Annotated in this window: 19 protein-coding genes; 2 read left to right on the top strand and 17 right to left on the bottom strand. The window is 71.0% G+C overall.

The window, feature by feature from the left end; all coding sequences use genetic code 11:
- The 3 genes from E1289_RS23280 to E1289_RS23290 all read right to left on the bottom strand — a co-directional run.
- Window positions 1–521, bottom strand: a 521-nt coding sequence (locus E1289_RS23280; RefSeq protein ID WP_131983598.1) for a YbaK/EbsC family protein, incomplete at its 3' end; no start/stop codon positions are given.
- Window positions 511–813 carry a helix-turn-helix domain-containing protein gene (locus E1289_RS23285; protein ID WP_131983600.1) on the bottom strand — a complete coding sequence of 101 codons (303 nt, stop codon included), beginning with the start codon at window positions 811–813 and terminating at the stop codon, window positions 511–513. The genes E1289_RS23280 and E1289_RS23285, both read right to left, overlap by 11 nt.
- 127 nt (window positions 814–940) lie before the next feature.
- Entirely contained in the window at window positions 941–1834 is an 894-nt protein-coding gene (locus tag E1289_RS23290) for a F510_1955 family glycosylhydrolase (RefSeq protein ID WP_131983602.1), read from the bottom strand.
- A 456-nt stretch (window positions 1835–2290) separates the two neighbouring features.
- On the opposite strand from E1289_RS23290, the gene E1289_RS23295 reads away from it, so the two are divergent.
- Window positions 2291–2665 carry a BlaI/MecI/CopY family transcriptional regulator gene (locus tag E1289_RS23295; protein WP_131983604.1) on the top strand — a complete coding sequence of 125 codons (375 nt, stop codon included), beginning with the start codon at window positions 2291–2293 and terminating at the stop codon, window positions 2663–2665.
- Window positions 2666–2768: 103 nt separating this feature from the next.
- Here E1289_RS23295 and E1289_RS23300 read toward each other — a convergent pair whose 3' ends face one another.
- The 14 genes from E1289_RS23300 to E1289_RS23365 form a co-directional block, all read right to left on the bottom strand.
- Entirely contained in the window at window positions 2769–3704 is a 936-nt protein-coding gene (locus tag E1289_RS23300; RefSeq protein ID WP_131983606.1) for a M56 family metallopeptidase, read from the bottom strand.
- Between the two features lie 4 nt (window positions 3705–3708).
- Complete coding sequence (locus tag E1289_RS23305; protein WP_131983608.1) at window positions 3709–4089, bottom strand: BlaI/MecI/CopY family transcriptional regulator; 381 nt, start codon at window positions 4087–4089, stop codon at window positions 3709–3711.
- Window positions 4090–4157: 68 nt separating this feature from the next.
- On the bottom strand, window positions 4158–5981 hold the full coding sequence (locus E1289_RS23310) for a VanW family protein (RefSeq protein WP_131983610.1): 1824 nt from the start codon (window positions 5979–5981) through the stop codon (window positions 4158–4160).
- A 27-nt stretch (window positions 5982–6008) separates the two neighbouring features.
- On the bottom strand, window positions 6009–7394 hold the full coding sequence (locus E1289_RS23315) for an NADH-quinone oxidoreductase subunit N (RefSeq protein WP_207929103.1): 1386 nt from the start codon (window positions 7392–7394) through the stop codon (window positions 6009–6011).
- Window positions 7391–8890 carry an NADH-quinone oxidoreductase subunit M gene (locus E1289_RS23320; RefSeq protein WP_243713090.1) on the bottom strand — a complete coding sequence of 500 codons (1500 nt, stop codon included), beginning with the start codon at window positions 8888–8890 and terminating at the stop codon, window positions 7391–7393. The genes E1289_RS23315 and E1289_RS23320 overlap by 4 nt, the downstream gene beginning before the upstream one ends.
- Complete coding sequence (locus E1289_RS23325; protein WP_131983612.1) at window positions 8887–10791, bottom strand: proton-conducting transporter membrane subunit; 1905 nt, start codon at window positions 10789–10791, stop codon at window positions 8887–8889. Before E1289_RS23325 ends, E1289_RS23320 begins: the two co-directional genes overlap by 4 nt.
- Window positions 10788–11093, bottom strand: a complete 306-nt coding sequence (gene nuoK / locus E1289_RS23330) for an NADH-quinone oxidoreductase subunit NuoK (protein WP_131983614.1) — start codon at window positions 11091–11093, stop codon at window positions 10788–10790. Before nuoK ends, E1289_RS23325 begins: the two co-directional genes overlap by 4 nt.
- Window positions 11090–11617 carry an NADH-quinone oxidoreductase subunit J gene (locus tag E1289_RS23335; protein WP_131983616.1) on the bottom strand — a complete coding sequence of 176 codons (528 nt, stop codon included), beginning with the start codon at window positions 11615–11617 and terminating at the stop codon, window positions 11090–11092. Before E1289_RS23335 ends, nuoK begins: the two co-directional genes overlap by 4 nt.
- Before the next feature lie 10 nt (window positions 11618–11627).
- Complete coding sequence (locus E1289_RS23340; RefSeq protein WP_131983618.1) at window positions 11628–12530, bottom strand: NADH-quinone oxidoreductase subunit H; 903 nt, start codon at window positions 12528–12530, stop codon at window positions 11628–11630.
- A complete protein-coding gene (locus tag E1289_RS23345; protein ID WP_131983620.1) occupies window positions 12523–13869 on the bottom strand; it encodes a hypothetical protein in 1347 nt (448 codons plus the stop codon). Before E1289_RS23345 ends, E1289_RS23340 begins: the two co-directional genes overlap by 8 nt.
- Entirely contained in the window at window positions 13860–14207 is a 348-nt protein-coding gene (locus E1289_RS23350) for an NADH-quinone oxidoreductase subunit A (RefSeq protein ID WP_243713091.1), read from the bottom strand. The genes E1289_RS23345 and E1289_RS23350 overlap by 10 nt, the downstream gene beginning before the upstream one ends.
- Before the next feature lie 181 nt (window positions 14208–14388).
- Complete coding sequence (locus E1289_RS23355) at window positions 14389–15393, bottom strand: SDR family oxidoreductase (RefSeq protein WP_131983624.1); 1005 nt, start codon at window positions 15391–15393, stop codon at window positions 14389–14391.
- Window positions 15394–15643: 250 nt separating this feature from the next.
- Entirely contained in the window at window positions 15644–16075 is a 432-nt protein-coding gene (locus tag E1289_RS23360; protein WP_131983626.1) for a hypothetical protein, read from the bottom strand.
- 192 nt (window positions 16076–16267) lie between these two features.
- Window positions 16268–18073, bottom strand: a complete 1806-nt coding sequence (locus tag E1289_RS23365; RefSeq protein WP_131983628.1) for a thiamine pyrophosphate-requiring protein — start codon at window positions 18071–18073, stop codon at window positions 16268–16270.
- 164 nt (window positions 18074–18237) lie between these two features.
- Between E1289_RS23365 and E1289_RS23370 the strand changes: the two genes are divergently transcribed.
- The gene (locus E1289_RS23370) at window positions 18238–19383 is read left to right on the top strand and encodes an enolase C-terminal domain-like protein (RefSeq protein WP_131983630.1); all 1146 of its coding nucleotides are present in this window, start codon (window positions 18238–18240) and stop codon (window positions 19381–19383) included.
- The last annotated feature ends 28 nt before the right edge of the window (window positions 19384–19411 follow it).

The raw sequence follows: 19411 nt of genomic DNA on the forward strand, positions 1-19411 counted from the left end.
GCGGTGATGGGGGCCAGGCGGGGGGCGGCCAGGCGGAGGTAGTCGTCGGTGCGCAGGGCGATCGAGCGGTCCAGCCGGGCCGCGTTGAAGAACAGTTCCGGTGCCTGCAACAGTGCCGGGTCGGCGATGATCTCCAGCTTGGGGTGGTAGCTAAAGGGCAGGACGGTGCCGCTCGGGCTGCCGGCCAGTTCCTCGGCCTTGTCGCGGCCGGCGAAGGCGGCATAGGTGCCTGCCAGGAGCTCCTTGACCGCCCGCAGGTCCAGGCGGGCGTCGCCGGGCACCACGGCCAGCACGTACCGGGTCTGCCTCTTGCCGATCTTGACCATGACGATGAGGCATTTGGCGGCCTGGGCGACGTCGTTCCCGCGCAGGGCGCTGACCATCTCGGTGCGTCCCTCGGGCGGGTGGTCGATCAGCCGGTAGCGCGCCCCGGCGCCGTCCAGGTCGGCGATCAGCCGTTCGTAGAGCCCCGCCTGGTCCGCGTCGGGGGTCGTGATCGCGGCGTCCGGTTCACCATTCACTGCTCAGCAGCTCCTTGGCCTGGGTGATGCGGTCCTCGTCGCGCTGGTAGAACACCCACTGTTTGATCTTCTTGCCGCGGACCAGCCCGGCCTGGGCGAGCACCCGCAGGTGCTCACCGCAGGTCGGCTGGCTCACCCCGAGTTTCTGGGCGATGTACAGCGAGCAGACCCCGTCATCGACCAGGTCGCCGTCGCGCTGCGGCGGGAAGTGCCGCTCCGGGTCGCGCAGCCATTCCAAGATCAGCAGGCGCTTGTCGTTGGCCAGCGCCTTCACCAGCTCCACATCCAGCATCCGAGCATTATGGCAATTAGCTAATTGCCTGTCTAGGGTCTTCTGCTCAGCGTGGTCTGGCCGGCCCTGAACCCGCCGCTGATGATGATCTTCACGGTGGCAGGCCCGCGCGCGTCGGCACAGATGTTCAGCGGGCGCCGTAGAGGACGTCGAACGTCCGGCCGCCGTCGCGGGACTCGTACACGCTGCCGTCCTCGGTGCCGGCCAGCAGATGCCGGGAGCCGACGGCGGTGAACGCGGCGGCTTGACCGTCAGGCAGCCGGCCGAGGCGTTGCCAGCCGACGTCACCTGCCTTGACGTGGATCCGCCCGTCCGGGGCCACGCCGATGAGCGTCTTGCCGTCCACCACGTCCACGTGCGTCAGGACGGGTGCGTCACTGACGGCCTCGAAGGTGCCTCCCGAGTCGTCGCTCTTCCGGAGCCCTTCGGGTGTGGCCGCATAGACCTCCTCGGGACGATCCTTGTACGCACCGAGGTCGTTCACAGCGAGGCGTTCGCCTAGTGTCCAGCTGCGTCCGCCGTCACTGCTGTGCCGGACGCGCCGGGTTTGGCTGTCATAGGCGTAGAGGGTCTGTCCCGCCTGCTGGAGTGCGTGGAAGTCGGCCTCGCCGGCCTCGGAGACCGTGGTCCACGTTTGCCCGGCGTCGGTGGATCGGATGAGGCCGAGATGGGGTGGAGCACCCTTCTTCGCGTCGGCTTCCGCCGGGTGGCCGCTGGCGACGAATGTGCCGGGGCCGACGATGGCGAAGCCCATCGTGTCCTGCCGGTTCGGCCCTACGCGACTGACCCGGCCGGGGGACTCGATCTTGAACACGCCGAAGTGGGCCGCGACGTAGACGGATGCGTCGGCCGGATCCATGGCGACGCCGTGGATGTGCCCGATCTCCGCCCTGGCGGATGGAGCGGGGGCCGTGGCGTCATCGGCTTCGGTGCCGCAGGCCGCCAGGACGATCGCGCCGGCGATCAGTGCCGGCGCGTGGAACGGACGTACGGCACGGGTGCGCCGGAAACGCGGCTTCATGTCGGCCTCCGATCAGTCCTGGCAGCTTCCGGTTGACGGACGACAGCCGCACCCGCTCTCCCGAACGCACCGGATAAAGGTTCTTCGGGTCGTACTTGCGCCAAATTCCACCATGTAGGCGCACCTCTGGGGCCTTCCCCGTTCCCGCACCGGCAGCACCACCGACGCTCGCATCCTACTAAGTTTCCTAGTATTTGGTCTCGTAGATGGTTTCGCGCGGTGCGGCCCACGTCTTCGGTGCTGCGGGCCCCGTGCGCGAACGGTGGCCGGCTGCATGGCGATCCCCCTGGACGCGACCACGGTGGCGGGTGGGCGGCCGGCCGCGGCTCCCTCGCCCAGTCCAAGAAGGGCCCGGCCCGCTTTCCGCGTCTCCGCACGAGCCACTGAGGGAAAACTACTATGGGCTCTCGTATGCAGGGCCGATCCAGCAGGCGGGACGTCGGAAGGCGGTAGATCATGGCCGGGCAGCGCTTCGGCGACCTGGAGGCCGCGATAATGGACCGGATGTGGTCCTACGGCCGCCCGGCCAACGTCCGCGAGGTCCTTGAAGACCTCCAGCGCGAGCGGTCGATCGCCTACACCACGGTGATGACCGTCATGGACAACCTGCACAAGAAGGGGTGGCTGCGCAGGAAGCGCGTGGGGCGTGCGTATGAGTACGAGGCGGTGGCCTCGCGAGAGGGCTACACCGCCAAGCTCATGCGCGAGGCGCTCGCGACCAGCGACAACCAGGCCGCAGCGCTCGTGCACTTCCTGTCCGACCTGTCATCGGAGGAGAGCGAGGCCCTGCGGGCGGCGCTCAAGGTCGTGAAGCCGCGGGACACCACCTGACAGCGGTCGTGACCCCTCATCCGCCGCCCCGAGTGGCCGACTACGACGAACCGGCTCTGCAGGCTCAGCGGTTTGCTCGGGACCGGCCCGGTCAGGGAATGCCTCAGCAGATCTCGGACAACTGCACGATGGTCGCGCCGGCGACCAGGAGAGGCGTAGCGACGGCGGTGGCGACGAAGGCGGAGGCGGCCGCCCGGACGACCCGGGACGGCTTCCCCATTGCGGCGGACTCCAGCCGCAGCACTCGCTCCGTCAGCGCCCCCGTGGAGGGACCCGCGGCGCCGAGGGCGCCCGCCACACCCGGTGTCGCCGCGAGCCGGTACAGGGCGTCGACGAGCGTGCGCCTCCCGCAGGCCCGGGCCGCCGCGTCGTCCGCGGCCATCTCCAGTAGCAGGGGCAGGGTCTTCCTTGCGCGGCGGACGGTCGGCAACCAGGGCAGGAGCGCGTAGGCGAGGTCGAGCACGAGCAGCATCGTGTGGTGCCGCTGACGCAGGTGGGTCCGTTCGTGGACCAGGACCGCGCAGAACTCTTCGGGCGTGAGGATCTCCTGCGTACCGGTGCTCACCACGATCGCGCGCTCCCGGGCGGGCAGCGAGTACGCCACGGGAACGGGGTGGTCGAGGACGAGCACGTCGTCGTGCCGCCCATGCGCCCTGGCGACGAGCCGAAGCGTCTCCCAGTGCCGGCGCCGGTGCCGCACGGCCCGGCTGAGCCGCGGCAGGCTGCGGGCGAGCCTGGAGCAGCAGGCCGTCAGCAGCACCAGGCTCGCGGCGGCCGCCATGATGATCGCCTCGTCGCCGTGGTGCGGCAGGCAGTTGCGCAGCCACTCCAGCAGACCGTGCCCCGGCGCCGGCGGCGCCAGCAACGCCACCGCGACGATCCCGATGCCGGCGATGAGAATGCCGGCCAGCGCCGCGAACCAGCAGGAGATGGCGATCAGCGGATGCGCGGCGGGGCGGCGGAGCCGGTCGAGGGCGGGCCCCGCCAGGCAGCTCAGCAGGACCGCCGTGCAGACCAGGCCGATCACGAGGTAGAGCACGCCGTCATCCCCCCTGCTCGTCGGACGTCCGGCGTCGCAGGGCGTCCAGCAGGTGGCGCGCGTCCTCGGGCCGGACGGCTTCGGCGAACCTCGCCAGGATGCTCCCGTGATCGTCGGACTCGGTCAGCGCGTCGAGCATCAACTCGACCGCGTACTCCTCCCGCGCGCGGGTGGGGGTGTAGCGGAATGCCACGCCGTCCGGGGTGCGCCGCAGCAGCCCCTTCTGCGCCAGCCTTTCGGCCACGGTCTGGACGGTGTTGTACGCCAGGGCCTTGTCGGCGTCCGCGTTCAGCTTCGCGAGCAGCTCACGCACCCGCAGCGGGGATGGCGCATCCCAGAGCACGTCCATGATCGAACGTTCGAGTGCTCCGCCCAGTCCGGCCACGCGCCACCTCCGTCCTGCGCACATTGTGCCGGAGAACCGGCCGTGGACGGGACGCAGGCCGCCGCTCGCTACCGGCATGTGACGCGGGGCTCGGCCTCATAGGTGGTGTGGAACTTCTGGCGGCGTACCTCCTTGCCGTTCTGCCGGAAGATGCGCCAGACGTCGATCTTGAAACCCTCGGCCCCGGGCATCGGGATGCACTTCGGCCCCGACTCGGTCTCGCTCTCGAAGCTCTTGATCGCGTACTTCTCCGAACTCTTCGATTCGATGTCGTAGCGCTTGGTGCTCCAGAAGCTCACGGTGAGGGAGGTGTCGGTGTAGGCGGTATCGACGAGGACGCCGTACGGGGAGTCGTTGCGCCACCGGAAGTCCGGCTGCGGGAAGGAGACGGTCGACTCGCGTCCAGCCGGGTAGCGGGAGATGTAGTACGAGTGGGGGGTGTGCTGGACGTCCTGCAGCCCCCCGAAGAAGACGGCGTTGAACATCGTCGTCGCGAACTGCGAGATTCCGCCGCCGACATCGTCGACGTACCGTCCGTTGAGGATCATCGGCGCCTCGACGAAGCCGCGCGCCTTGTCGCGCTTGCCGACGATTCCGTTGAGGGAGAAGGTCTCGCCGGGCCGGACGATGTAGCCGTCGAGGATCTCTGCGATGGTGTGGATGTTCTTGACCCGGGGCGCACAGCACGGATGGCGCGTGGTGAAGGAACTGATCTTCTGCTTGATGCCCATCGTGCGAGCCGCATCGGTGGTGACCCGTGGCCTGTCGACGGTCATCGGAGCGGTCACCTCCCGCCCCTGCGGTCGCAGGACCGCGCCGGCGAACGCGTCACCGAAGGCTCGGGAATCGACTCTCCGGCCGTCCACGGACGGAACAAGCCGGGGCCTGCCCGACCTGACCTTGAACTCTGCATCGCGAGCCGGGCGCTCAAGAGCACGCAACCGCGTCTTCAGGTTCCGCGCCAACCCCGGGCCGTCGACGCGTGGGCTCACCTTGCCCGAGCCATCGGGTGCGAAGACCAGGTGGGGAGCGAAGCTCCTCGGTTCCACCGTGATCCGCTTGCCGTCGACGGCCAGGGTGACCGGCCCGGACACGGCAACCCGTGCCGGCCCTGCCGCCACCCGGCGGATCTCGTCGGCATCAGCCTTCGGACGCAGGGGGCTTGTCCGCAGCTCCGGTGTGGTCGGCTTGCCCTTCAGTGCCGCGAGGAAAGCGGCCTTGATCGGAGCGGCGGCCGCCCGGGCGTCCAGCCCGGCGCCCGGTTGCGGAAGCACGGTCTCGGGTGTGGTGCCGCGGAACTTCACCGCCCCTTCCCGTACGGGCGTGCCGATCCGCTTGTCGATCTGGCCCAGAGCGGCGGTGAACCGGGTCTCGTCCATGCGGACCTGTGGGGTGATCTCCCGTCCGCCGAAGACGGCGGAGAAGACCGAGGTGAACCGGAACCTGTCTTCGAGGGCCGCGTCGACGGTGGCGCGGGAATCCAGGGACAGCCCGGCCTTCGCCGGATCGAGCGTCACGTCCCGTCCCTGTACCCGGAGGTGGAGCGGCTGAGCAGCACGCGGGCCGAGTCTCCGATCGAGGCGTGCCACGGCGGATCGCTCACTGAGCCCGCCGATGTCGACCCCCGAGACCTCCGTTCCCCGCGGCACGTCGTCGCCGGTATATGCCACCGCGCCGCCGTAGCCGGCGACCGTGACGATGACGAGGGCCGCGACGGAGAGGATCAGCGCTCGCCGGGGCCGGCTTCGGACGGCCAGGACGATCCGAGCGGCGGGCGGTTTCGCCGTGTCCTCGGACGACGGACGCGTGGTGTGCACTGCCACCTCTCCTCCGGGTGCGGTCCCCTCCCGAAGCCAGAGTACTAAGCACCGTAGTAGAAAGGTGTCGAGCACGGCCGTGCCGGGGAGCTGTCGGCACTTTCAGCCGACGCTGAGCGCGACGCCGCTCCCTATGCCGAGGGCGAGAGAAACCGCGGCCGCCAGGTAGGCCGTCCATTGGGCGGTGCGGTCCAGACTCTCGTCCCGGTCGGAGTCTCCGGAGAGTGCGGGAACAATCCAGCGCAGGTAGTAGAAGACGCTGGCGACGGAGTTGACGGCGGCGACGACGGCGAGCCACGCGTGGTCACCGTCCAGCGCCGCGCCGAACATCAGGAGTTTGCCGACGAACACGGCGGTGGGCGGGGTGCCCACCAGCCCCAGCAGGCAGATCACCAGGGATACCGCCAGGAGCCGGGAGCGTCGCATCAGCCCGGCGTAGGCCGCCAGGTCGTCGCGGCCGACGGCGATGACCACGGCGAAGGCGCCGATGTTCGTGATGGCGTATGCGGCGAGAAAGAACAGCAGGGCCGGTTCGGCGAGGTCGGTGCGTCCGGCCACCGCTACCGGCACCAGCAGATAGCCGGCCTGGCTGACGGTGGAGTAGGCGAGAAGTCGCCGGACGTTGTCCTGCCCGAAGGCGGCGAGGTTGCCCAAGGTCATGGTCGCGGTGGCGATGACCGCGATGAGCAGCGGCCAGTCGCCCACACCGGGCGGAAGGGCTTCGGCCGCGAAGCGGTAGAGGGCGGCGAAGGCCCCGATCTTCGGGACGGTGGTGACGAACGCCGCGACCAGCGGGGGAGCGCCTTCGGTGACGTCCGGGACCCAGAAATGCGCCGGCACGGCACCCGCCTTGAACAGCAGCCCGGCGAGCAGGAGGACCACGCCCACCGTCACGGCGGCGCCGGGCGCCGTCCCGAGTTCGGTGCGGAGCATCTCGTAGGACGTGCCGCGCCCCAGCCCGTACAGCAGGGTGACGCCGGCGAGCATGAAGATGCCCAGGAACGCGCCCATGAGGTAGTACTTGAGCGCCGCCTCGGCGCCCGGCGCGTCCTTCCCGAAGCCCGCCAGCGCGTACCCGGGGATGCTGGCCAGCAGGTAGGCCGCCACCAGCACCAGGAGGTCGGACGCGGCGCCGAGCGTGATCGTGCCGAGCGCGGCCAGCAGGATCAGGACGTAGAACTCGCTCTCCCTGCGGTGCCCGCGCATCGGGCCCGCGGCGAGCACGACGACCAGCAGCGTCGCCGCCAGGACGACGATCCGCGTCACGTGGGTGATCGGGTCGATCATGAACGCGTCGAAGGTCATCAGGTCCGCCCGGCGGGCGGCGAGGCCCGCGGCCACCAGGCCGGCCACCAGCCCGGTCGTGCACAGCACGGTGACGATCCACTGCCGGGTCCGCGGCAGGAACGACCCGGTCAGCAGCCCGATCACGGCCGCGCCGAGCAGGAACAGCTCCGGCAGCAGGTCCGCCGGGTTCTCGCGCATCATCGGGCCACCAGCGAGATCACCGCGGCCGAGGCCGGCTCGATGACGTCCAGCAGGAACCGGGGCGCGATCCCGATGACCACCGAGAGCGCCAGCAGCGGGACGATCGCGCCGAGTTCGCCGCGGTGCACGTCGGTGACCTGCGCCGTCAGTTCGCCGGGCGGGCCCAGGACCGCGCGGTGCAGCAGGCGCAGGAACAGCGCGGCGGTGATGAGGATGCCCAGGATCGCCAGCCCGCCGACGACCACCGGCCCGGTGCCGCCGCTGCCGATCACCCCGGTGAAGATCTGGAACTCGGCGATGAAGCCGGAGAAGCCGGGCAGGCCGAGGGAGGCGAACGCGCCGGCCGCGACGAGGCCGGAGAAGAGCGGAGCGCGCGCGGCCAGGCCGCCGAAGCGGCCCATGTCGTAGGTTCCGGCCCGGTCGTAGAGCACCCCGGCCAGCAGGAACAGCGCGCCGGTGATCAGGCCGTGGCTGACCATCTGGGTGATGGCGCCGTCCACCGCGAGCCGCCGCGCGGCCTGGTCGCCGAGGGTGCCGGCGGCACCGAGCGCCACGATGATGTACCCCATGTGGTTGACCGAGGTGTAGGCGATCAGCCGCTTGAGGTCCTCCTGCGCGTAGGCGACCAGCGCCCCGTAGAGGACGCCGACGAGCCCCACGATGATGATCACCCAGGCGTAGCGGCGCCACGCGTCCGGCAGCATCGGCATCGCGATGCGGACGAACCCGTAGGTGCCCATCTTCAGCAGGATCCCGGCGAGGATCGCCGACCCGGCGGCGGGCGCGTCGGTGTGCGCCGGGGGGAGCCAGGTGTGGAACGGCACGGTCGGCGTCTTGATCGCCAGGCCGACGCCGATCGCCAGCAGGACGAGCCCGGCGAGCCCCGCGGACCCGGCCAGCGGCGGCGTGCGAGTGAGTTCCACCATGTCGAAGGTGTGGGGCTCGGCTCCGAGGTAGAGGCCGATGAAGCCCAGCAGGAGGATGAGCGAGCCGAGGAAGGTGTAGAGGAAGAACTTCAGCGCCGACCGCATCCTGTCGCCGTGTCCCCATCCGGCGATGACGAAGTACATGCCGACGATGGACAGGTCGAAGAAGACGAAGAACAGGAGGAGGTCCAGGGCGGCGAACAGGCCGAGCGACACCGTCTGCAGGAACAGGAACAGCGCGGCGAAGGCCCGCGCCTGCCGTTGCGGCCGCAGCGAGTAGATCGCGCAGGACAGGAACAGCAGCGAGGTGAGCGCCAGCAGCGGCAGCGACAGCCCGTCGACGCCGATGTGGTAGCCGGCGCGGACGGTCGGGATCCAGCGCACGTTCGTCTCGTAGGAGATCCCGTCGCTGGTGCCGTGCCCGATCCACATGGCGATGACCAGGGCGAAGTCGACGGCGCACGCGACGATCCACGTCCAGGTCACCGCGCGGGCGCCGAGCCTGGGCACCGCGTAGAGCCCGAGCGCGGCGGCGAGCGGGAGGAAGATCACTAGGGAGAGCACGTTCACCTGACCAGGAGGACGATGAGGATGAGCACGGCGAACAGGACGGCGGCCTGCGCGTAGTAGGTGTGCGCCTGGCCGGTCTGCGGACGGCGCGCGAGATCGGCCAGCCGGCGGGCTCCCCGGCCGACCGCGGTGACGAGCCCGTCCACCCCGACCTCGACCCGGCGGCCGGCGAGCCCGGCGGCGAGCCGTCCGGTGGCGGCGGTCGCGCGCACTCCACCGTCGATGACCCGGTCGTCGAAGCGGGCGAGCGCCGTGGCCAGCGCGAACACCGGACGGGCGATGAGCAGCCCGGCGAGCCGTTCGAGGTGGAGCCAGTGCAGGGCGGGGGACGCCCACGCCGCCCGGAGCCGACGACCACCGGGCCGACGAGCACCGGGCCGACGAGCACGGAGCAGGAGAGCCCAGGTCGCCGTGAGGGCCCCCAGCACCAGGACGCTGGAGAGGACCAGCTCGGCCGGGGTGGGACTCGGCTCCGGGCCGGCGGTGAGGAGGTTCTGCCACGCCTCGTGCACGAGCGGCAGCGCGAAGACTCCGAGCGCCGCGGAGCCGAGGGCCAGTGCGGGCAGCGGCACCTTCTCCAGCAGGCCGATGTGCCGTGTCCCGGCCTGCTCGGTGTCCGTTCGTGTCGCCGCGTCGACCGGCTGGGCCACGGCGAACAGCGCACGCGCCGCATAACCGGCGGACAGCAGGGCCGCGGCGAGACCGACCGCGTACAGGAGGGGAGAGTGCTCCAGGGCGGCGCTGAGCACCGTGTCCTTGGTGGCCCAGAGCGATAGCGGCGGAAGTCCGGCGAGGGCGAGCATTCCGATGCCGAAGGTGACGCCGACCAGCCGGTACCGGCGCCCCGCCCCGTGCAGTTCGTCCAGGTCCTTGGTGCCGAGGGCGCTCAGCCAGGCGCCGGCGCCCAGGAACAGCAGGCTCTTCACGGCGGCGTGGGCGACGAGGTATGCGGTGCCTCCGGCCACCGCGCCGGTTCCGGCGCCGAGCACCATGAACCCGAGCTGCGCGCAGGTGGAGGCCGCCAGCAGCTGTTTCAGGTCGCGCTGGGCCAAGGCGACCGCTCCCAGCAGCAGCGCGGTGAGCGCGCCCAGCCAGGCGACCAGCGACGCGGCCCAGCCGGTCGCGGCCAGCAGCGGCTCCAGGCGCAGCAGCAGGTACGCACCGGCGGCCACCATGGTCGCCGAGTGCAGCAGCGCCGAGACCGGGCTCGGGCCGTCCATGGCCCGCGACAGCCAGAACGAGAACGGCAGCTGCGCCGACTTGCCCAGCGCGGCCAGGACGACCCCGGCCGCGACCAGGTCCCGCCACGGACCCTCGGCGGTGGCCAGCTCGTCGAGGCTCAGCGACCCCGTTCCGGCCAGGGCGGCACCGGCGGCGAAGTAGAGGCCGAGGTCACCGGCGCGCGTGGTGACGAAAGAGATGTCAGCCGAGCCGACCCTTCTCGGCTCGCGCCACCAGAACCCGATGAGCGCGTAGGACATCGCGCCCATGACCTCCCAGCCCATCAGCAGGACGGCCAGGTCGGTCGCGGTGACCGTCACCAGCATCGCCCCGGTGAACACCAGCATCAGCCCGAAGAAGCGCGCCCGTGACTCGTCCGGGGAGAACTCCCCGGCGGCGAACAGCAGGACGGCGAGACCGACCGACGCGACCGTCAGGACGAGGGCGGCGGAAAGCCCGTCCACGGCCAGCCCGGCGGGCAGCCGGCCGAAGAGCGGGAACTGCACGGCCGGACGCGTCAACGCCGCCGCGATCGCCAGGCACAGCGTGCCGAGCGCGGCGCCCACCGCGACCGCGGGCGCCGCCCGGTCCAGGCCGCGGCCGAGTGCGAGGCGCCCGGTGAGCAGGAGCACGCCGGTCGTGATCGGGACTGCCGGCAGGAGCCAGCCCAGGAGGCTCATCCTTTGAGATCTCCGGCCTCGTCGGTCATGTCGACGTCGCGCGCGCGGAAGAGCGCGGTGACGACGGCGAACCCCATCGCCATCTCCAGCGCCATCACGGTCACGGCCACGAGCACCAGCACCTGGCCGTCCGCCGTTCCGGGCGCGACGTAGAACCAGAACGCCGCACCCGCGACCAGCAGTCCGTTGATCATGAGTTCGAGGCCCATCATCAGCATCACGATCGACTGCTGGGACAGCGCCCCGTACAACCCCACCGAGAACAGCGCGGCGGCGAGCACGAGAAAGACCTCAAGGTTCACTTCGCACCGCCCGCGCGCCCGGGCGGCCGGTCGTAGCGGCCCCGGTCGGTCGCCAGCACCACCGAGGCGATCATCGTGGCGAGGATGGCGATGCCGATCACCATCATCACCAGCATCTTCGGCCCCATGATCGCCTCGCCGACGGAGAACGTCGGGTCGGCGGGCGGAGTCCCGCGCCGCTGCGGCCACGGGGTGAGGAAGATGCCCGCCACCAGCGCGGCGAAGACGGCGCCCGAGATGAGGAGAGCCCCGCGGTTGTTGTGCACCATCGTCATCGGCATGAGCCCGCCGGGGTTCATCATGTACATGATCATGAAGACCGCCATCACGAGCATCTCCATGATCATCATGAGGACCACCAGGACGCCGAGGTACTCCAGGTCGAGCAGGAGCAGCACGACTCCGACGCACAGGAACGAGGCCAGCAGGGCGAACGTCGCCCGCGCCATCGAGTCCACGACGAAGACGGCCACGCCGAAACCCACGGCCGCCACCGCCAGGACCCAGAACGCAACGGTCTGCATCTCACCTCCCTCAGTTCACGACCACGATGCCGACGACCAGGGTCTGCAGCAGCGTGGCCGGGATCAGGACCATCCAGGCGGCGGTCATGAAGCGGTCCATCCGGATCACCGGGAACCGCTGCCGGACCCAGACCAGCACCGCCAGCACCGCGTACGTCTTGATCAGCGTCCACGCCCATTCCGGGAGCCACGGTCCGGCACCGCCGCCCAGGAACAGCGGGACGGCGGCCGCCGCCGCGACGGTCAGCAACGCGAACCGGCCGGCGAAGAACAGCAGCCTGTCCGGACCGGACAGCTCGGCCGCGACCCCGCCCGCCAGATCGTCCGCCACCGGATGGCCCAGCGGCCCCCAGAAGGTCATCCCGAGCGCTGACAGCAGGTAGACCGCGAACGCGACCGGCATCCAGACGACGAACCAGAGGTCGTCCTGCGCGGCCGCCACCGCACCGAAGTCGAGCGAACCCGCCCCCAGGCCCGCGGTGATCAGAGCGAACATGTGCGGCAACTCGTATGCCAGGCCCTGAGCCAGGAAGCGGTAGCCGCCGACCAGCGGGAACGCCGAGTTGACGCCCCACCCGGTCAACCACAGCGAGGCCCAGGCCACGACCTCCATCGCGTTGAACCAGACCACGCCCACCGACAGGCCCCACACGCTCGTGCCGCCGAGCGGAATCACGGTCGCCGCGAGCAGCGCCGCCGCCGGAAGGCTGATGACGCCGATTCGCACGAGCAGGACGTCCGGTGCGAGCGTGCGCCGCCGCTGCTGGACGATGAGCCGGACGCCCTCCCTGAGCGGGGCGACCAGACCACTCCCGGCGCGGAACCCCGCATCCATCGCCGCGGCCGAATACGTCAGAGCGGCGAGGGCGAGGGGGAGCGCCACAACGGCCCAGACGGGCGTCGGCTCACTCACCGGAGACCCCCGCCACCGGTGCTACGACCTGGTCGAGGTCTGGATCCAGGCTTGCGACCGTCAGTCTCGCCGCCGCCAACTCCGCGCCGTCCAGCAGCTCGGGGAGCATGGCGAGAACCGCCGCGCTCGGCCGGTCCGCCACGGGACCGCGCGGGCCGTCGCTCCCCAGCAGGGGTGCGTGATCGTCCAGGCGTCCCAGGGCTTGGCCGATCTCGTCGAGCCAGCCGGTCAGCCGGGCGAACGCGTCACCGAGGTGCCGGGCGGACGGTCCGGTCAGACCGTGCCGGCCGGCCATCTCCCGGTCGACGACGCCGACGTCGCTGAGCATCCAGCGCAGCGTTCTCGACTTGCCGGTGCGGCGCGTGAGCTCGGCGACCCGAGGCGCCACCTCGCTCCCGGGCGCGCCCGCGATGATCTCATCGCGCAGTTCCCGGGCCCGGTCCGCAGCGCCCTCCCAGCCCGCGACGGCCAGCAGCCGGCCCACGCTGTCGAGGTGGCTCGCGGCCCGGCGCCGTTCAGCGTCCGCGGTGGTCACCCGCTCGCCCGCGGCAGACCGCAGCCACGGCTCGTCCCAGAAGGACGGCCCCTCCGCTCGACCGCCCAGCACAGCGACTTCCACGACCTGGGCGACGTCGCCCTGCAGAGTCAGGTGGAGTACAAGACCGGCAGGCCAGTCGCGAAGAGCCGGACCGAGAGGGACATGCAGCACGTCGAGCTTCAAGCCGTCCCTGTCCGCCGCTCGCTCGGCCATGGCCAGCCCCATCGGCGCCCCCATGTGATGCTCATGCCCACCGTGCCCGCCGCCGTGGCCGCCGTGACCGCCATGCTCCATGTGCTCGCCGTCGTGGTCCTCGTCCTCATGGCCCATCGCCTCGTGGTCGCCGTCCTCGTCCGACTCGGGCGCGTGATGATGCTCGTGGCCGGACGTTCGATCGCCGTGCTCATCCATCCCGTCGGTACCACCGCCGGGAGACCACGGTCCGCGTTCCCGGCGGGCCTCGGCGTCCGCGCGCTGCGCGGCGGTGTCCGCCAGCTCCCCGGCCGCCCGATCGAGTTCCGCGGCGACCCGCTCGGCCGATGCCGACTCGTCCAGCCTGACGAGAGACCTCGGGCCCGGCATGTCCGCCCAGATCGTGTCCACCGCCGCCGCCAGGCCGGGGCCCGGCCGCCCGCACATGATGAGTGTCGCCGCCCCTGCCGGTGACGTGACCATGCGTCCGTTCCGCCGACGCAGCTCGGCCTCGACGAGCAGCCTGGTCCGTGTCGCTCCGGGGGCCGTGACGACGAAGGCGCGGGGATGCGCGTGGGCGAAGCGGAGGAGCCGTGCCGTCAGGCCCATCGGAACGCCCCTTCGCGCCACGCGTAGACGACGCCGACGATCAGGAGCGCGAGGAACACGAACATCTCGACGACGGCCTTCGTCCCCACCGAGGCGACCACCACCGCCCACGGATACATGAAGATCATCTCCATGTCGAAGGCCAGGAACACCATCGTCACGACGTACCAGCGCACGTGATAGCGCGATAGTGCGTGCTCTTGGGGGCGAGCGCCCGACAGGTACGGTCCGGTTCCCGGCGCCCCCGGTGGCGCGTAGGCGAACGACAACGCGTAGGCGGCTGCGACCACGGCCGCCAGCAACCCCAGAAGTACGAGTACCGCTACATGCGGTTGCACACCGGCACCTCCCCCCGATCTCCACATCCTCCTACGTTCAGTAGGAGATCATGCCTCACGACGGTGCTCATGACTAACTTCCACCCACCGGCCCTCGACGGTCCCGTGCTCACTATTGCCAGTCCCGTCCAGCCGGGCCCGCCGCCACTCTCTGGGGGAGCACCTGGGGGTGACGCGGTCGTCAGCGACGGCTCAGCACCGCGACGGCCGCGCCGCCGAGTACGGTGGCGGCGATCCCGAGCGCGGCGGAACGCCGGAGCGACAGTTCCAGCAGCGGGTCCCGCGCGTGCGCCCGGTCGTCGAACGGGCCGTGGGCGCCCTGGTCCTCGGCATCGTCGCCCGGACGGAACAGGTTCGGGCCCAGCCGCGGCGCGTCCTCGTCGGTCTGCTGCGCCCTGACGCCGGACCGGCCCAGGTACAGGTCCATGAGCTTGGGGGCGAGGCGTGCGCCGAGGATGGTGTACGCGGTGGACAGGCCCACCCACATGTTGCGGCGGGGGTGCTCGGCCAGGTGCGCGATGGCGCGGCCGGCGAGTTCGGGCTGGAAGATCGGCGGCACCGGCATCGGGTGGCGGCCGAGCTTGTTCAGGTTCCAGTTGAACTGCGGCGTGTTCAGCCCCGGAAGCTGGACCATGCACAGCTTCACCTTGCTCTTGTCGTGGGCGAGCTCGGTCATCACCGATTCGGTGAAGCCCTTCACGGCGTGCTTGGCGGCGCAGTACGGCGCCTGCAGCGGGATCGAGCGGTAGGCCATCGCCGAGCCCACGTTGACGATCACGCCGCGGTCCCGGGGCCGCATCCGCTCCAGCGCGGCGAGCGTCCCGTGGACCTGCCCGAGGTAGGTGACGTCGTTGATCCGCCGCCACTCGTCCATGCCGGTGTCCCAGGAGAACGCCAGCGCTCCGCAGAACGCCGCGTTGACCCAGACGTCGATGGCCCCGAGTTCCGTTTCCGTCCGGTCGGCGGCCCGCCGGACGGCCTCCTCGTCGGCGACGTCGGCCGTCAACGGCAGCGCGCGGCCCCCCGCCGCGCGCACGTCCGCGGCCGCCGCCTCCAGCCCGGCCTCGCCGCGGGCCAGCACCGCGACGTCGTATCCACGCCCGGCGAGTTCCTGGACGGCCGCCCGCCCGACACCGGCCGTGCCGCCCGTCACGACCGCGACCTTCCCGTTTGCTTCATGCGCCATCTGTGGCCTCCTCGGCCTTTCGCTTGCTGTGCACGGTCCCGCCCGCCCGCCTCGGCATCACGCAGCCGGCATGCGGCGACGATCAGCGCGAGGTGGTACAGCGCCTGAAGGAAATCGCCCCGCTGCGTCCCGGAGCACCGGATACCCGAGGGCCACGGAGGTAAGCGGTGCCGGGAGAATCGGCTTGCCACAGCCGCGGGACGGCTCGCACCCGCGGTCACCGGCCGGTTTCTCCGCGGGTCAGCGAGCGTCATCCCCTCTCGGCGTCCGCCTCGGGGTCACCCCGCAGGCGTTCGAGACGGGCCGCGAGCATGAGCAGCAGAGCCTGACCGAGCATGAAGGCCATGGCGGCCAGGAAGGCCCCCGCCGCCCACGCCGCTCCGGCGGGAAGGAGCAGGCCGGCTACGACGGCCGCGCCGAGGCCGAGGGCCACGGACAGGATGCCGAACGCCGTGCCGAGCAGGTCGACCTCGCGTGGGCCCGCACCCGGGCTGCGCCGGAATCCCCTGGTGGTCACGGCCTGGAGCACGGTGAACGCCGCTGCGGCGCCCATCGCGAACCCGAGGATGTCAACCAGCGACGGGGACCCCGCCAGCTTGTCGAGCGCGCCGAAGGACGAAGTGATCATGATCGAGAACCCGAACGCGGCACTGTTGTCGATGACGGCGGTCTTCAGACCCACGCGGGCGCTGCGCCTGGTGTGAGATGTGCCGACTTTCCGAGATGGCCCCATGGGCATCTGCGCCAGGGACTCCGCATGCCCTCACGGGGAGCGCCGCGGCCACCAGATCACCGGCTCCGGGGATCGCTCGCTGTGAAGGCGATCCGGCATCCCCGAACCTCCCTCCTTCGTGACGTGACGGCGGGCGATCAGTCAGTCGTGCTTGCGGCCGGGAAGGTTCTCGTACACCTCCGTGAGCTTCTGCCGGAAGCCGCGCTCGGCGATGCCGACCTTCTGCGGGTCCTTGACGCCGGCCTTCACGGTCTTCTTGGCCTGCTCCTTCATGATGTGCGGCGGGATCGGCGCGATCTCGTTGTCCACCACGAATTCCAGCACGACCGGCCGATCGCTGGCGAGAGCGTCCTGCCACGCCTTGGTGACCTTCTTGGGGTCGTCGCAGTAGATGCCCTTCAGGCCGCACAGTTCGGCGTACTTCGCGTACGGGAAGTCCGGGATGGACTGCGAGCCCTCGTACTTCGGGTCGCCGCCCATCGCCCGCTGCTCCCAGGTGACCTGGTTGAGGTCCTGGTTGTTGAAGATGCAGAAGACCAGCGGCGGCGAGCCGCCCATCCGGTCGGCGTACCGCTTCACCGTGAGCATCTCGTTCATGCCGTTCATCTGGAACGCACCGTCCCCGACGAAGGCGATGACCGGACGGTCCGGGAAGGCGAACCGCGCGGCGATCGCGTACGGGACGCCCGGCCCCATCGTCGCGAGCGTCCCCGACAGCGACGCCTTCATGCCCTCGCGGATCTTGAGGTGCCGGGCCCACCAGTTGGTTCCCGAACCGGAGTCGGCGGTGAGGATGGACCCATCGGGCAGCAGCGGCGACAGTTCGTGGGCCACCGCCTGCGGGTTGATCTTCCCGTCGAACGTCTGCCCGGCCCGCTTCTCCATCACCGTGTCCCAGGCGCGGACGTTCTCCTCGATCTGCTCGCGCCAGGACCGGTCCTGTTTGCGGCGCAGCAGCGGTATCAGCTCCCGGAGGGTCTCCTTGGCGTCGCCGACGACGTGCGCGTCCATCGGGTACCGGATGCCGATCATGCGGCCGTCGATGTCGATCTCGACGCCGCGGCAGCTGCCCTCGTCCGGCAGCCATTCCGCGTACGGGAAGCTGCTGCCGATCATGAAGAGGGTGTCGCAGTTCATGATCATCTCGTCGCTGGCCTTCGAGCCGAGCAGCCCGACGGGGCCGGTGACGAACGGCAGGTCGTCCGGCAGCACTTCGCGGCCGAGCAGCGCCTTGGCCACCCCGGCGCCGAGCAGTTCGGCGACCTCGACGACCTCCTCGCGGGCTTGGGCCGCGCCCTGCCCGATGAGCATCGCGACCTTCTCGCCCTCGTTGAGGATGTCGGCGGCCTTGCGCAGCTCCTCCCGGTTCGGCAGGACACGGGGCCGGCTCCAGCCGACGCTGGAGTACACCGAGCCGTGCTCCTTCGGCGGCGACGGCATCGCCTCCTGCTCCTGGACGTCCTCCGGAATGACGATCGTCGCGACGCTCCGGGTGGTCAGCGCCGTCTTGAACGCCCGGTCGATCACGTGCCGCATCTGCCCGGGGTGCATGACGATCTGGCAGTACTCCGAGACGTCGGAGAACAGGTCCTCGAGGTTCACTTCCTGCTGGTAGTGGGTGCCCTGCGCGAGCCGCTTCTGCTGCCCGACGATCGCGACGACCGGCTGGTGGTCCAGCTTCGCGTCGTACAGGCCGTTCAGCAGGTGGATCGCACCCGGACCGGACGTCGCCACGCAGACCCCGACCTCGCCGGTGAACTTGGCGTGCCCGCAGGCCATGAACGCCGCCATCTCCTCGTGGCGCGTCTGGATGAACTCCGGATTCCCCTCGGCGCGGTCGAAGGCGCCCAGCATCCCGTTGATGCCGTCACCCGGATATCCGTAGACGCGCTCGATGCCCCACTCCGTGAGGCGCTGGAGGACGTAGTCGGCTACTTGCTGGGCCATGATCCTCAACTCTCCCGGTGGTCGTCGACGACTCGGTGTCCGTGTCAACCCCCCGGGTCCCCGGGAAGCGGGCGACCAAACAATCCGGCGGGGGTCGCGCGCCGCCGTTTCAGAGCTTCCGCCAGAGGTAGTAAGACGCGCGTCGCCGAGCGAAGGAGGCGTGAATGGCCGGGGCGGACGGGGCGGCCGGAGGCGACGCCGTCCCCGTGACGGGCGTGCGGGTGCACGCGTTCACCGTGCCGACGGACGGTCCGGACGGGGTCGAGGAGGACGGCACGCTGCGCTGGGACTCGACCACGATGGTGCTCGTCGAGGCGGACGCGGGCGGGCGGACCGGCATCGGCTACACCTACGGCGACGTCTCGCTCGCGCCCTTCATCGAGTCCAAGCTCGCCCCGGTCGTCCGGGGCTCCGATGCGCTCGCGCCCGCCGCCGCGTGGCACGCCATGTTCGCGGCGATACGCAACGTGGGGCGCCCCGGCCCCGGCGCCATGGCGGTGTCGGCGGTGGACGCGGCGCTGTGGGACGTGAAGGCGCGGCTGCTCGGCCTGCCGCTGTACCGGGTGCTGCCGGCGTTCCACGACGAGGTCCCGGTCTACGGCAGCGGCGGCTTCACGAACTATCCGCTCGACCGGCTCGCCCGCCAGCTCGGCGACTGGGTGGAGCGCGGCGTCCCCCGGGTGAAGCTGAAGATCTCCCGCGAGCCCGGACGCGACCCCGAGCGGCTCGCGGCCGTCCGGGAGGCGATCGGGCCGGAAGGCGAGCTGTTCGCCGACGCCAACGGCGCGCTGACCCGCAAGGACGCCCTGTACTGGGCGCACCGGCTGGCGGGGGAGTGGGACGTGCGGTGGTTCGAGGAGCCGGTGAGCTCCGACGACACGGCCGGGCTGCGGCTGCTCCGCGACCGGGGCCCGGGACGGCTGGAGATCGCGGCCGGCGAGTACGGGTACGTCCTCGGCGACTTCACCGGGCTGCTGGACGGCGCGGTCGACTGCCTGCAGGCCGACGTGACCCGCTGCGGGGGCGTCACGGGCGTCCTGCAGGTCGCCGGGCTCGCGGCGGCGTACCGCGTCGACCTGTCCGCGCACTGCGCCCCGGCGTTGTCGGCGCACGCGTTCTGCGCGGTCGAGCGGCTCCGCCACCTGGAGTACTTCCACGACCACGTCCGCGTCGAGGACATCGTCTTCGACGGGACGCTCAGCCCGGCGGGCGGCTCGCTGCGCCCCGCCCCCGACCGTCCGGGCCTCGGCCTGGAGGTGAGGTGGGCGGACGCCGAGCGGTACCGGGTGCACGGCGCCCGCCGCCGCTGACCGACGTGACCCGGCCCGTCCGTAAAGA

Origin of the sequence: Actinomadura sp. 6K520, assembly GCF_004349245.1 — a bacterium.
In the GTDB taxonomy this organism is placed as follows: domain Bacteria; phylum Actinomycetota; class Actinomycetes; order Streptosporangiales; family Streptosporangiaceae; genus Spirillospora.